At 40.3% G+C, this 15,108-nt stretch carries 11 protein-coding genes; 4 read left to right on the plus strand and 7 right to left on the minus strand.

The annotated features are described in order from the left end of the window. The first annotated feature begins 20 nt into the window (after positions 1–20). Genes gshB through EJ994_RS04265 form a run of 3 tightly spaced genes read left to right on the plus strand, consistent with a single transcriptional unit; the run spans position 21 to position 3,041 of the window. Entirely contained in the window at positions 21–1,052 is a 1,032-nt protein-coding gene (gene gshB, locus EJ994_RS04255; protein ID WP_099575048.1) for a glutathione synthase, read from the plus strand. Beyond that, on the plus strand, positions 1,045–1,872 hold the full coding sequence (locus EJ994_RS04260) for an N-formylglutamate amidohydrolase (protein WP_126591353.1): 828 nt from the start codon (positions 1,045–1,047) through the stop codon (positions 1,870–1,872). Before gshB ends, EJ994_RS04260 begins: the two co-directional genes overlap by 8 nt. After that, entirely contained in the window at positions 1,869–3,041 is a 1,173-nt protein-coding gene (locus EJ994_RS04265; RefSeq protein ID WP_126591354.1) for a flavohemoglobin expression-modulating QEGLA motif protein, read from the plus strand. The genes EJ994_RS04260 and EJ994_RS04265 overlap by 4 nt, the downstream gene beginning before the upstream one ends. A 16-nt stretch (positions 3,042–3,057) precedes the next feature. Here EJ994_RS04265 and EJ994_RS04270 read toward each other — a convergent pair whose 3' ends face one another. The 3 genes from EJ994_RS04270 to EJ994_RS04280 form a co-directional block, all read right to left on the minus strand. Beyond that, positions 3,058–4,215: a DUF748 domain-containing protein gene (locus tag EJ994_RS04270; RefSeq protein ID WP_126591355.1), complete on the minus strand. Its 1,158-nt coding sequence runs from the start codon at positions 4,213–4,215 to the stop codon at positions 3,058–3,060. 175 nt (positions 4,216–4,390) lie between these two features. Then, positions 4,391–4,795 (minus strand): thiol-disulfide oxidoreductase DCC family protein, encoded by a 405-nt coding sequence (locus tag EJ994_RS04275; protein ID WP_164721419.1) that lies wholly within the window; start codon positions 4,793–4,795, stop codon positions 4,391–4,393. Positions 4,796–4,834: 39 nt separating this feature from the next. Then, positions 4,835–6,508 (minus strand): tetratricopeptide repeat protein, encoded by a 1,674-nt coding sequence (locus EJ994_RS04280; RefSeq protein ID WP_164721420.1) that lies wholly within the window; start codon positions 6,506–6,508, stop codon positions 4,835–4,837. 410 nt (positions 6,509–6,918) lie between these two features. Here EJ994_RS04280 and EJ994_RS04285 point away from each other — a divergent pair, with 410 nt between their 5' ends. Then, on the plus strand, positions 6,919–8,526 hold the full coding sequence (locus tag EJ994_RS04285; protein ID WP_126591358.1) for a thiol-activated cytolysin family protein: 1,608 nt from the start codon (positions 6,919–6,921) through the stop codon (positions 8,524–8,526). 171 nt (positions 8,527–8,697) lie between these two features. Here EJ994_RS04285 and EJ994_RS04290 read toward each other — a convergent pair whose 3' ends face one another. The 4 genes from EJ994_RS04290 to EJ994_RS04305 form a co-directional block, all read right to left on the minus strand. Then, positions 8,698–10,869 carry an endonuclease MutS2 gene (locus tag EJ994_RS04290; RefSeq protein WP_126591359.1) on the minus strand — a complete coding sequence of 724 codons (2,172 nt, stop codon included), beginning with the start codon at positions 10,867–10,869 and terminating at the stop codon, positions 8,698–8,700. A 286-nt stretch (positions 10,870–11,155) separates the two neighbouring features. Then, positions 11,156–11,971, minus strand: a complete 816-nt coding sequence (locus tag EJ994_RS04295) for a DUF3800 domain-containing protein (RefSeq protein WP_126591360.1) — start codon at positions 11,969–11,971, stop codon at positions 11,156–11,158. Further along, positions 11,958–12,254, minus strand: a complete 297-nt coding sequence (locus tag EJ994_RS04300; protein ID WP_126591361.1) for a helix-turn-helix domain-containing protein — start codon at positions 12,252–12,254, stop codon at positions 11,958–11,960. The genes EJ994_RS04295 and EJ994_RS04300 overlap by 14 nt, the downstream gene beginning before the upstream one ends. A gap of 269 nt (positions 12,255–12,523) precedes the next feature. Beyond that, positions 12,524–15,049, minus strand: coding sequence for a glycoside hydrolase family 3 protein (locus EJ994_RS04305; RefSeq protein ID WP_126591362.1), 2,526 nt, complete (start codon positions 15,047–15,049; stop codon positions 12,524–12,526). Between the last annotated feature and the right edge of the window lie 59 nt (positions 15,050–15,108).

Consider the following 15,108-nt stretch of genomic DNA (forward strand, 5'->3'; position numbering starts at 1 on the left):
AAACAATAAAACGGTTGAAAATGAACATTTGCTTTTTAATGTATCCTTGGGAAGAAATAGACCCGGAAAACGATACCAGTTTAGCGTTGATACACGAATGTGTAAAACGAAAACATGGTGTTGCCTTGTGTTCCCCGGCGAATCTCACCATAAGAAACAGTGTTACGAACGCTTTTTGTACGGTACTTAACCGTATGGATAAGGTTTCCACAAGTTTAAAATCGTTTTATAAGCAGGCTACCCTACGTGAAGAAATGTTACCGCTAGCGGGGTTCGATGTTATTTTTATGAGGGCCAATCCGCCGCTGGACCCAATAATGCTCAATTTTTTGGATTCGGTCAAGGACGACGTTTTCATTGTGAATTCCCTACAAGGCATCAGGGAAGCCAATAACAAACTGTATACTGCTGCTTTTGGCGATTCCCACAGTAATATTATTCCGGCTACCCATGTCTCCAAAAATAAAAATTACCTTATTCAGCAAATCAAGGAGGCTAAAGCCGATAAGATGATTTTGAAGCCTTTGAACGGCTTTGGCGGTTCGGGCGTCATATTGATTGAAAAGTCGGCCATGAGCAGCATAAAGTCCTTGTTGGATTTTTACATCACCAATCCGGACGGTACATCGAACTATGTGATACTTCAGGAATATATAGAAGGGGCGGACCAAGGAGATGTACGCGTGCTTCTTTTAAACGGGGAAGTGATCGGCGCCATGAAAAGGGTTCCGGGTACGGACGACCACCGTTCCAATGTTTCTGCTGGTGGTACTGTGGCAAAGCATAGCTTAACAAAACAAGAGAAGGCACTTTGCAAACAAATAGGGCCAAAATTGGTTAAGGACGGACTCTTTTTTGTGGGTATTGACGTTATAGGAGGGAAATTAGTTGAGGTCAATGTCATGTCCCCGGGAGGTGTTACCTATATGAACAAGGTATACAAAACCAAGATACAAGTAAAGGTCATCGATTTTGTAGAAAGTAAGGTAATCGATAAGCTAAAGGCGTTTGACAGACGTTCCCGTCTCCGTAACGAGGTAGAAAATGCATAAGCTTTCCATTGCCGATATCATTTCCAATATAAATGCGGAAATTCGCTTTGAGGCGGTTTCCGCGGATTACTCCTTTACCATTAAGATTGCGAATTACGCGCCCTACATCTGCGGAGCGGTCCACGATGGTCATCAATTTAGAAAAACGCTTTGGGAGAATTGCTTGCATACGGAACATGACCGGTGGTATGAAGAAGACCCTTGTACAAAAGAAATGGTACAATCGCACCCTATTGTTATTGCCGGTCGCGATAGCAGATTTGAATACGACCTTAACAGAGCTCCTGAAACCGCCATTTACGAGGATGCTTGGGGTAAAAAGCTATGGAAAATGCCAATTTCGGCCAAAGAGCGAAAAGAGAGCTTAGAAAAGCACCAGAATTTTTATAGGGTAGTACAGGCACTGGTTCAGAAGATAGAGGCACTGTACGGAAAAGCCCTTGTTTTTGACATTCATAGTTACAATTGGAAAAGATGGGATAGGGAAGTACCCACTTGGAATTTAGGCACCTCCAATATTGATAATGAAAGATTTGGGGCGCTGGCCGCAGCGTGGAGCAAAAGATTAGGAACGATGAATCTACCGAACGGTATAAAATCGACCTCAAAAATAAATGATACTTTTCAAGGTAATGGCTACTTTCTTAAGTACATCACCCAAAACTTTAAAAATACCTTGGTTTTGGCCACGGAAATAGCTAAAGTGTACTGTAATGAATATGAGGGTATAATTTATCCCGAGGTAGTGCGTTCCGTGGAGTCACAGTTAAAAGAATTGATACCTTTACAGCTCAAAGAGTTTCAGGATTATTTAGGATGATAGGAGAAAAACAACAGATTGCGTTGCAGGAGGAATATGCCGACCTTTTTGAGGTCGATGCCAATCTAGACCGTTTGGTAAAGAAGATTGAATTGCTCAGCTATGTGAATCCTTTGAATATAGAGAAGGCAAAAAACCGGTTCTTTACTTCAAAATACACCGAAGACCCCGTTTTTAGATACCCCAAGTTAAAATTTGATGCGTATAAGTTACACCGTCTTTTCTTTTCACAACGTTTGGAACGCATTACGGATGAACGGATACGTCAAGTGTATCAAGACATCATTTATTACTACTCCAATATGGTTCAATGTATTGAAACCATAGGTCAGGATAAGCGTTTCTATTACAATTCCCTGCGGGTGTACGGTTCACCGACCGAGAAAGATGTACAAAATGCCCAATTTATTCTTCATTATGCCAATGAACCGGAATCTTCGGATATGGATAAGATATATACGGCAGAAGAGGCGAAAGCATATTTCGAGAAATTTTCCGATCAGTACGATTTTCCGTTGAACATTAAGTTCTCTACGCATATTGCCGCGGATGCTATGGTCAGCAATGCGTCACAATCCTTACTCATTAAGCGAAATACAAAATTCAGCAAGAACCAGTTGCTCACCCTTGCCAACCATGAGATAGGAGTGCACTTGGTTACTACTTATAATGGGATGTACCAACCGTTAAAAATTTTTTCAAACGGTTTTCCAAAGAATGTAGAAACCCAGGAAGGCTTGGCCGTTTTCAGCGAATATATGAGCGGAGCACTGACTTTAAAACGATTGAAGGAGTTGGCGTATCGGGTATTGGCTTCGGATAGTCTGATTAAAGGGTATAGTTTTTCCGATACTTTCGATTTGATACATAGCCAGTACAAACTCAACAGAAATGATGCCTTCTCCATTACCTTACGTGCGCACCGAGGCGGTGGGTTTACGAAAGACCGTTTGTACTTAAGCGGTCTAAAGAAAATTTATAAGCGCTACTTAAAGGAGAAGAGCATGGATTCACTTTTAGCCGGAAAGGTTTCCTTAGACTACGAGCCCGTAATAAAACATCTACTGGATGTAGGTCTTGCACAGAAAAATAGGTACGAGAATTTAGCGTACCAACAGAATAACAATACCAATAGAACGCTAGACTTTATCTTGAACAATCTTAAATAGGTTTAGATACGTCTTTTTAGTCCTCATTTTTCTTGGCTTCCCGCTTTGTTTTGCGCTCCTGCCTTTTTTCTTCCTTTTCCTGGGCTTTATCCGCTTCTTCGGCCGCATCTTCAAAATCAATGTCGTCATCCACAACCCCTTTAAAGGCCTGTATCCACGCATTTTTAAAGATTCCGGTAACAGTAGGCCATATCTTGGGACCAACATTATTCAAATCGCCCTCAATAGGCACTTTAGTGGCCAAGGTATTGTTTTTTTGATTTTTAAGCACAAACTTAAAGAAGCCAACAAAACCTTCCCATAGCGTTCCCAAGAAGCCGTCATCCTTTCCAATAAGTTTACTGTCCTTGATAATCGGTTTAATGGAACCCTTTAGAAATCCGTCTGCAATGGCTATTTCCCCGAAAACTTCGAACGTACCGCTGTCAAAATCTATCTTGGCATAGTGTTTTGTAAAATCGTTCAGTGCGGTGGCGTCGGCATTGGTAATGGATAAAGCGATATCCATATCGGGTATTTCTTTAACAATGTTCATTTTTCCGTCGAGCTGCATCGAACCATTACCAATAGAAACCGCGGTGGCATGAACTTCTGAGGGTAGGGTGCGCTCTTTTTGCACCACGTTTCTAAGGTTGGATGCTGAAAGTTGAATGTTCTTTAAGTTTAAATCGATATTAGGGTCGGCCTGCAGTTGAACAAATGCTGCAGTACCATCTATAATCTCTAGATGATTAATGTCTATGGGCACAAGGTCGGTAAGCGCCTTGGACCAGTCCTCTACTTCTGGTTCAGTGCCATTTACCTGCTGGTCTTCGAATACGTAGATGAACTTGGGCCGGGTCATTGTAATTTCACTCACAATCCTACCATCCAGAAGTGCATTCCACTCCATAGAAATATCCGTTTTCTCAAAGTCGAGAAAGGGAACATTCGAGGATGCCTCTACCTTGTTGAGGTACAGTCCGTGGATTACGTAGGCCCCACGCCATAAAGCCAAATCAATATCATCTACCTGACCGTAGTAACCAGGGATTTCCGCAAGCACGTTATTGACATAGTTTTTAACTGCATAGGGTAAAAGCAATCTTAAAAGAATTAAGAAAGCAATGATACTCACGGGAACGGCATATCGTTTCTTCTTGTAGGCTCTTTTCTTTTTCTTTTTTGTTGTCATATTTAAAAAATGTGCCGCAAAGATTAAATTTTTAACGATATCAGCTTGGTTCAAATGAAATATTTGAGACCTCATACCAGTTGTAAAGACCGCTTAAATCGTATACGATTAATTCTAGTCTAAAATAAAAGGCTTTGTTCTGTATGTTGGAAAATGAGACCAACAGTGAGCGGATTTATAGAAATTTGGACTGAAGTTCCGGTGTTGGAATCATGCAAGCATCTTTTTTTCCGAACCAGGCATAGCGATAGCGCGCGATTAAATCGTATATGATATTCCGTAAATCACTAGGAATCAAGTATAAAATTCTTGAAATGGTTCGAAAACCCTTAAGGTGACTACCGATTTGTAAGGCAGCGTCCGATTTGATGTAATAGGCAACTCCCGGTTCAATTAAAACGACCGAATCAATTCGTGCGGTATCGATTCCACGTTCCGACACCAGTTTTTGACCAATTTCACTTTGCAGGGAAGCATAGCGAAAGGTGTCCGCAGTATCACGTTTGATAACAAACTGAATAAAGCCATTGCAAAGATTGCAAATGCCGTCAAAAAGAATAATTTTCTTAGTTACTTCCACGTAACAAAGATATGCCAGGAGAGGTGCAACACCTAAATTTTATAAAGTATTTAAGAAACTGGTCAAATCGGTTTCTTTATCCAGTCCTAATTTCTTTTTAAGTCGGTATTTTGATTTTAGAATACTATCAGGCAATACATTTAAGGTGGCTGCAATCTCTTTGGTAGTCAGGTTCATACGTAGAAAAGCAGCCAAGCGTATTTCCTTTTCGGAGATATCAGCTGCAAGTGTTTTCAATTTCTGGTCAAAATCATTATGGACTTCTGCAAAATAGGTTTTAAACACTTCCCAGTCCTTGTCCGAGGCATTTTCTTTTTTCAAGAGCATAACTATTCGCCTAAACTCTGTTTTAAACTTGTCTGGTGAGTTTTTTACATTCTCTAAGTTTTCCATCAGCTCCTGAATAAAGGTATTCTTTTGTACAAGGTGCAGCGTTTGGCTGGTCAATTCTTTTTGCTTGTGCTCAATTTCCTTTTTATAGATTTCTTCTTGTTTTTCACGGGCGATTCGATTCTTTTTGATACGTTGTCGGTAACCAAATACGGAGAGTCCAAATAAGGCTAGGGTAGCCGCCATACCCCCAGCAAAAAGACCTTTTTGAAGATTATCAGCCCTAGATTTTGCATTTAGCGTATTAATTTCTTCTTCTTGTAGGGCTATTTCTGCTTCTTTCTTCTCTGTTTGGTATTTTACCTCAAGTTCATTGAATTGTTTAACCTTCTCCTTTTGAAAAACGGAATCATATTTTGCAAAATGCAATCTGCTGTATTCAAAAGCCTCATCGTATTGTCTTAAGGCCGCATGTGCTTCTGCTAAATCAGGATAAATTTTTATCATTTCAAGGTTGTTCTTGTTCTCCTTGGCAATGCGAAGACTTTCTTCAAAATTGGCTAATGCATTTCTATAGTCTCCTTGCTTGCTTGCTATGCGACCCAAATTCTGAAAACTATCCATGAGCATCTTCTTTTCTTTAATTCGTTTCCCTATTTGCAGGGCTTTGTTAAAATAGGATTTGGATTTCGCCAAGGAATCTAAATTGAAATAGGCCTCACCTATGAAATTGTATTGTTCACCTATTTCAGCCCAATCATTTGATTTTTCAAAGAACCCTAGGGCATGTTTGTATAGCGGAATAGCCTCCGCATGTTTCCCTTCGGTAACCATATTCTCAGCTATATTGGAACGTGTAATTGCCAATCCATAATCCAAGTTATATTCAACGCAAATTGCTTCAGTCAGTCCATAATATTTATTGGATTCTTTTAAGTTTCCAAGTTGAGCATGTAATTTTCCAATATTCATATAACTTGGAGCCCTATAATCGTCTGTGTCACCAATTTCTTTACTTACCTCAATGGATTTAAGATAGGAGTCCATTGACCCCTTGAGGTCGCCAAGATACTTTTGCGCAATGCCCATATTGTTGTAGATAATCTGTAATAAAGGCTTATTTTCATTTGCGATACACGAATCAATGGCTTTTTTAAAATAGGGCAATGCTTTATCGTGCTCACTTCTATTTTGATGATATATTCCCTGATGTTTAAGCAAATGCACCCTGATTTTAGAATTGTTTAGTGTCTTGGACATAACGAGGGCTGTATCTAGGTAGGGTTTGGCTTTCTCAGAGTCACGTGTGACATAGGTTGAAAAAATAGCCATATAGGTATATGCCAGTGAAGTGTCTTTTTGGGTTTTCAATAGCTGTAGCATACTATCAATTTTTCGATATCTGTATGCGTCATCTTGCGCATTCAGTGAAAGAAATTGAAATAAAATAAAAATGCTTAAAAAGAGCTGTTTCTTAATCATAAGGCAGAAATAAGCGGTTATACCAAGTTAACTAAATATTTTACACTATCAATTCATCTTTACTTATCCATAAAACCGCCTGTCCATACTATGTCCATGTTTTTACACAGCATTAAAAAACTGAATTAATATTTAAAATACTGAATAACAGATATTTAATAATAATTTTTGAAGAATTAAACATTATGCTGTCCATGGTTATTTTGATGATTTTAGGCAGTATCTGTCCATACTTTGTCCATATTCAAAATTATGGTTGAGCTGTTTTGAAGTCTAGGTTTGGAGTGTTGAATCTTAAAAACCAAGAAATTATGAAAACAAATCAATCAATTCTTAAAACAGGTATTTACGTGTCTGTATTAAGTTTAATTTTTTTAGCCTGCAATGGTTGTAGTAAAGGTGAAGTAGAACCAGGACCTGAACAACCAGAGTTTTCTGAGGAAGACGCTTCAGACTTTAATACGGCAGTGGCCAATTTAACCGCTTTTAGCCAACCTGATGAATCTAGTATAGTAGAGACAGCCTCAACCGACCCAGAAAGAGAAGGCTCTACTGAATTTGAATGTTTTACTCAAACCTTTAAAGGTGCACCTGGCTTCAATGAGCTATTTACTTTAGACCCAACTACTGATGTTATATACCCTGGCGCCATGCTAAAGGGAGAAACCATTCCAACTGGCGAATATTCAAGAATTAATGTAGATAGGGCGCCTATTACGATGTCTATTTCGTTGAGTAATATTAACGGAAGCCCAAGTGTAACTATTGATAATCCCAATAATCTTAGCGAGGTGCGACAAGGTATTAATGAGTTATTAAACAGAGAGGTTACAGGTGCCACGCCCGCTCAACTTGTTGTAGAGGAGTCTCAGGTATATTCGGAACAACAGTTGGCCGTAGCACTTGGCGCCAATTATCGGGACAAAACCAAGGATATTTCGGGCAGTTTTGATTTTAATTCCACAACGGTTAAGAAAAAGTATGTGCTTAAGTTCATTCAAAAATATTTTACCTTGGATTTGGATTCCCCAGGTAAATCTCCGAGTGATTTGTTTACCAGTCTGCCAAGTATTGAAAGTTTGGGTGCTACCAATCCAGTATATGTTTCTTCAGTAACTTATGGTCGAATGGTTTTGTATACTGTGGAATCTGAATCTAGTATTTCAGAAATAAAATCTGCATTTGATGCTGCAATAGATGCAGGCAAGAGAGAAGGAGATTTTGAACTTGATGTAGAATCAAAAAAGATTTTGGAAAAGTCGAGTATCAAAGCATTGATAATTGGTGGTTCTGGAGCGAGTGCTGCACAAACTATAGGTGATGACAGTCTTTCTAAAATATATGATTTTATTGCAGAAGGTGGTAATTATTCTAAAGATTCTCCAGGAGCTCCGTTGGCCTATAAGTTGAGTTATGTAAAACAGGGTTTTCCAGCTGCAAGAATAGTTTTAGCAACTGAATACCAGGTAAGAAATTGTGATTTAGCCTACCCAGAATATTTCGCAGTAATTTCTAAAATAACAGGCACACAGGCGACCGATACAGAAGTTAATGGCTATTTGAGATTGCGAATGACCGTGGGAGGTGAGCGACTGGACTTCAATAACAATGGCTTAGAAGACGGGGAAACTTGGAGAGTTAGTAAGGAAGAGTTTGTTGATGTGCAGGATAACAAAACTCATGATATAGAGGATCATGACTATACATTTAAGCCTTACAGGCCTAATATGGCTACTGATTATGTGGAGTGCATGGGAGAGTTGTACGATTATGGTTTTTTAGTTAATGAAAGCTTGGGCGATGCAGGAGGTATAAAACTAGTTGTTTTGAACACCTTAAAAATAAATGTGCCAGATACAGTAAAATTGAATTTTAAGAAAGGTATTACCGCGCATTTTATAATAACTCGGACAAAATAATTTAGAAAAACACAGTCGGCCGCTCAGGTTGGGTTCAACAACTTGATGCCGGCTGTTCTTATTAAAAGCCCATATAATTTAGAATAGAACAAAGAATTTAACGTATTACAGAGCATCTTAAAATCGTATACGATATAATACAACCGCTTGATAATCAAATTTATTAGCCTCTCACTTCTTACGTTCTACCAATTCCAATTGTCCCACACTCACATTGGTAGTAAACATGCCATAGTTTACGGTCGCTTTTCCTTTTTCTAGCTTGTCAATACTGCCAACGGCCTTACCATCGTGCATACGCACACGGTCGCCTAGCTTAAAAACAGGTCTTGGTTTGTTCTTTTCCTTAATGATGGCCTTTTTCTTTTCCACCTTCTTTTTCTCTCGAATAACCTTTACCTCTTTCTGCACTTCTTGTGCTACTTGCACCTTTTTGGAACGGTCTGCCTTGGCTTGTTTAGCGGTTTTCTTTTTACGCTTACTATTTTCGGTCTCTACGATACGTAGTAACTCTGAAACCAAAGGCCGTTTCTTTTTATCCTGAAAATATTTGTCAGCAGCTGTATTTACTTTATTACCCAGCTGTATCATCCGCTGGTCATGGTCGTACAGCTCTTGGTAATTCTCTAGTTTGGATTTTATTTTGGCGTTCAGCTTCTCCAATCGGGCCGCTTCCTCCCTTGCCTTGGATTCCTCTTCTTGCAATCGAGAACCGGTTTGTGCCATTTTACTGCGCTCTTTCTGTAATTTGGCAATAGTGGCATCAAAACGCACCTTACCCCGCTCTATCTTTTTCTTCGCCTTGTTGATAAGCGAGTAGGGGATGCCGTTTTTCTGCGCCACCTCGAAGGTGAAGGAACTACCGGCCTGACCCAATATTAATTGAAACGTTGGTTCCAAGGTTTTACCATCAAAAAGCATGTTCGCATTACTGATGTGCGGAAGTTCGTTCGCTAAAGCTTTTAGGTTGGCGTAGTGGGTGGTGATTACACCATAGGAACCACGCTCGTAGAAAACCTCTAGGAAGGCTTCGGCCAGGGCACCGCCCAGTTCGGGGTCGCTCCCTGTTCCAAATTCATCGATAAGGAATAAGGTACGGTCGTTACAGCGCTTTAAAAACTGGTTCATGTTCTTTAAGCGGTAACTGTACGTACTTAAATGATTTTCAATGGATTGGTTGTCCCCGATATCCGTTAGAATCTTATCGAAAAAACAAATCTCGCTACGCTCGTGCACGGGAATCAGCAAACCACTCTGTGCCATCACCTGAAGCAGGCCAATAGTTTTTAGCGTGATGCTTTTACCACCGGCATTGGGTCCGGAAATAACGATGATGCGGTTTTCCGGGTGTAGTTCTATCGTTTGTGGAAAGGTCTTTTCATTCTTACGTTTGTTGCTCAGAAATAACAAAGGATGATACGCATCTCGGAGGTACAAACGGTTTTCCTCATTGCTATTGGGCATTATGGCGTTAATATCTTGCGCGTGCTTGGCTTTCGCCGCCGTAACATCAATCTGACTTAAATAATCTTGATAATCGCTTAAAAGCCCTCTAAATGGTCTTATTTGATAGGTAAGCTGATTCAGGATTCGTTGGATTTCTTCCTTCTCCTCAAACTCCAGATTATTCAGTTCCCTGCTATATTTTAAGGCGGCCTCTGGTTCTATGTAAACTATACTGCCTGTTTTTGAAGTACCCATGACCGCTCCCTTAATTTTCTTGCGGTACATGGCCTTAACGGCAAGAACACGCCTGTTCTCCACAACAGACTCCCTAATATCGTCCAAATAGTCCGATGACTGGTACGTGGCCAGCGCACTCCCAAAGCTTTGACTTATTTTACCGCGTACGTGGTTCATCTGTCGTCTTACGCTCAATAAGGTGTCGGAGGCATTGTCCTTGATTTCCCCAAAGCGGTCAATTACCGCATTAATAAGGAGCGGAATTTCCGTATTGGTCTCCAATGTTGAGGCGGACTCGTGCAGTAAGGGATAGTATTCTTTAAATTTCTTAAAAAATTTTTGGTGCGTTGCCACGGTATTGCACAGACCGGCAATACGCCGAAAGCCCGATAGCTCCAAAGTGGTATTTTCAATCTTTAAAAGCTTTAAATCGTTACTAATACTGTCAAAACCATGGTTTGGAATCCGGTTTTCACTAATGAAAGAGCCCAGATATTCCGAGGTCTTTCCCAGTTCCCTAAGTATTTCTTCCTTGGTGGACAAAGGCTCTATTTCCATGGCGGCCTCCTTGCCCAACTCGGTATTGCAACGGCTAGCCACCTGTTGTAAAACCGTAGGGAACTCTAAGTCTTGGAGCGTTTTGGTATGTATGTTAGCCACTTTTATTAATTAAGGAGCGGCAAAGGTACGGATTGGGTCTGAGATTAGGAATTGGAAGAATCTGCCGTCTGTGCTCTATATGGGAAGGAGTGCGTAATTGAATAAATAATTTTCCGACCGATGTAACGTTTTTAAGTTATAAATAAAAGAAAGGTTTATCTCAGGCATAAAAAATGTATTGGAATACATTTTTTATTAATTTTTAAATATTTTGTATATTTGCAACTGTTAAGTCTGCAAAACACGAAAGTCGACTCCACGTCGTTATTTCAAATTTAATTTGGAATTAGTGTTTTAGTGGGCTTATTTTGTTTTTAGCTGTTAATGGATTTTTTCTATTGTCATAGTAATTTTTCCACCCATCATATTTTTTTGTGTCGTACAAGTCAATTACCAATTTCACTTGGTCTTTGATAAAGTTATAATATCTAACTTCTCCTCTTTCAAATACTCTTTGAATAGTCCAACAGAAATAGTCAGCTAAATTTAGTAATGGGTCTTTTGTTGGATAATTTACATTGAAAACTATTTCAGTTTTTGATTCTTTGTTTCCGTTAATTTTAGCAAACCTTTGTTTGGCTTTGAGAAATGCTAATTCTAAATTATGGTTTTTGGTGCTTTTTCCACGCTCTGAAATGTGCATAACGAGTTTGTCGTGTTTTGAGAGTTTGTTTTTAAGTAAATGGGACAGTAAATCAGCATAAAAGTACTCTTCTTTACCCTTATGTTTTGTTTCATACCGCTCAATGTCTTTTCTTCCAACAACTGCTTCAAAACTGCAATTTATTGTTTTCATTAAGTCAAACATTTCCTTTCTAACCTCTGGCAAATCATCTGTCGCATGTAAATAATATCCTGTTTTATTAAGCTTCTTTAAAACGCTTGGAACGTGATAAAATTCATCATTAATAATTTTATCTTGAAGCGCATTTATTTTATCTCTGACTTCATATAATGGGTCCTTCACTTTTATCATACCAAGAATAAAGGTTTTCGACACTCCATCTTGTCCAATAATGTTTTTCTTCCCTTTACCATAGAATGTAGTATCCCCAGCTTCATCCAAAAAGCGATGATAATCCATCAATTTATTCTTTCCCATTTTTTATTTTTTGCTCTGCTATTCTTAATATTTCACCAATATTATTCTCGTCTTTTAACTCATTTACTATTTTATCAGAAAACCATATTATTAATAGTTCGTTGTAATCTACCTTATATATTTTGGAGAATTTTTTAACAAGTTCTTTTTTTGCTACTCTATTGTTGTTTTCAATTTTACTTAAAATAGAAGCATCAATTTCCAATTTTGCGGAAACCTCTCTTAGAAGAAGATTATTTTCCTCTCTCAATTTGCGAATTGTTTTTCCGAAGCTTTTTTCCATATTTTGACTTGACAAAATTTGTCAAATATAATGATAAAAAAATAGACTACAAAATTTAGTTCTGTAGCCAAATGTTTACAACATAAAGATAGATGGAGCAGTAACTCTATTTATGTTTTGTTAACGAAGGTGGCTTTTCCAAATTTGTATGTCAAGAGCTCGGTGGATTAAAGTTTACATAAGTCGTAAAGCATCCCTACCATAAAACAGACTAGGCAACAACTAACAGAATAGTTCGTTGTTGCCTAGTTAAAAAAATAGTCAAGCCATTATTTTCCGTCACATCCGGGCTTCGCATCGATGTCCGATTCTAGACGAATAGCGCCCAGTCCAATTTCTACGCCTTCATCTGCGGTAATCATAAATGCTGTGCGGATTTTACTCATATCCACGCCTAATTTATCAAAACAGCTTAGGCTAATACGGTATTCTTTCCATGCGTTTGCGGTAATATTAATGTCAAGGGTTTGTTCACAAGCGGTATTCTTATCGCAGCCCATACCAATTTTAACCATCACATCGCTTTTGGTCATGGATTTTGCCGAGAAGGTCAATTCCATAGCCCCATTGCTTTCGCGGGCCATATCCGCAGGAGCGGCAGCAGTTAATCGCAGCTGATCATTACCGGATGTTGTCCAATTGATACGTAACGCATCTTCTTGCGCCTTATGGTCGGTCTTACTAACGATCAATCCGCCAACAGACGTTGGGAAACTCGCTATTTGCTTATCCAAATCTCCTGATTTAAGCCATAAACTCCACGGAGCAACCGGCGCACCTTTGGCGTAAAATACTCCTGTTGAGGCTACCTCACTATTTTCTAGGCCAGATGCTTCTGGGAGTTGCTCCACTATGTCCTTACTTTCATAATTCAGTCCATAGCCCAGTTCAAACAACCTTTCCGCATCTTGATTAGCGGTGTTATCGGTTACCACTGCCGTGCTTGGCCATGAGAACGACAAACGCCCTGTAAAATCGTAAGACGGGTCTCTTTGGAACAGGAGGTCCGATACGCCACCACCTTCGCTGCCCGGCAACCAGGCTGCAATGAAGGCGTCCGACAAGTTTATCTCGGGATTACTCCACAAAGGACGGCCAGAAAGAAAAACGGAAACAACGGGAATACCTTTTTCACGAAATTTAACCAGTTTACCCGTATCAAAACCGTTGGGTACAAAATCCAGATTTTTGCGGTCCCCTTGAAACTCTGCGTAGGGGTCTTCACCATAAACGGCAATAACCACATCAGCGGTCTGGTTACTTTCCGCATCTGCTGAAAAAATTACTTGACCACCCGCTTCACCAACAGCTTCTTTAATTCCGTCGAGTATGGTTTCGCCATTAGGGAATTCGTCATTGGTGTGGCCCGTACCTTGCCACGATAGCGTCCAGCCACCGCAGGCTTTGGAAATACTGTTAGCACCGTCACCCACCACCATAATGGTTTTCGTAAGGTCCAACGGCAATACGCCATTGTTGTTTTTGAGTAAAACCATAGATTCGCGTACGGCTTGTCTTGCGATTGCCCTATTTTTAGGAAGTCCCAAAATACTTTCGTCTCCCGCATATTTCCGAGTGCTGGGCGCTCCTTTGGTAAATATGCCCGAAGCGATTTTTACCCGTAGGATACGGCGTACCGCATCATCCAATCGCTCCATGGGTACCACTCCGTTTTTTACATGGTTCAGGGTACTTTCGTAGAGACCTTTCCAACTGTCAGGGGCCATAAACATGTCAAGCCCCGAATTTAATGACTGAGCACAATCCGTATTCGTACAACCGGTAACCTGCCCATGACCGTTCCAGTCGCCCACGACAAAACCGTTAAATCCTAAACGCCCTTTTAAGACATCGGTCAGTAGTTCCTTGTCTCCATGGAGTTTTCTACCCTGCCAGCTAGAAAAAGAAGCCATTACCGTTTGGACTCCTGCCGGTATGGCCTCATAGTATCCGGCAGCATGTACTTTTCGCAATTCTTCCTCACTGATCAAAGCGTCACCTTGGTCCACACCGTTTTCGGTTGCTCCGTCGGCCAAGAAATGCTTTGCACTGGAGATTACCCTACCTGCGCCCATAAAATCATCTTCGCCGAAACGACCTTGTAATCCGTAAACGATACGACCGGCGTACGATGCGACTATTTCTGGGTCCTCAGAAAAGCCTTCGTAACTACGGCCCCAACGTATATCTTGCGGTACCGCTAGAGTGGGTGCAAAGGTCCAATCGTGACCCGAGACGGTAAGCTCGTTTGCGGTAATATTGGCGATTTTTTCTATAAGGTCTGGATTGCGCATCGCCCCAAGCCCAACATTGTGGGGAAATACGATTGCACCGCTAAGGTTGGCATGGCCATGTACGGCATCGATTCCCCAAATCGTAGGAATAGCTATTTCAACACCGGTTGTGTCAAGGGAAGCGTTGTAATAGGCATCCGCCAACTCCAACCACTCCTTGGTGTTCGCGTAGGGCAGTGGACCTGGTGCTGAATTACCGCCACTTAGAACGGAACCTAAGCGATACTTTTTAACATCTTCCACGGTAACCGAAGCATTATCGGCTTGAATTACCTGTCCTACCTTCTGTTCTAAAGTTAATTTGGGCAATATCTCATCTATTTGCGATTCAATCTTGGGGTCCAAGGGTAGCGCTTTAATGGCGGGCCAATCTTCCGGATTGACGAGGTTTTCGGATTTTTTTGCAGCTGTGGTATTGACTTGCTCCGTGCAGCTAATCACGAAGCCAAGGGCCGTATAAAGTAGTAAACTAGTTAGAAATTTGGATTTAGTAGTACGCATAAAAACGATTTATTATAAAATTGAAATTGAGTCGGTCTTTTAATGAAATAAAATATTGT

Source organism: Maribacter sp. MJ134, assembly GCF_003970695.1.
In the GTDB taxonomy this organism is placed as follows: domain Bacteria; phylum Bacteroidota; class Bacteroidia; order Flavobacteriales; family Flavobacteriaceae; genus Maribacter.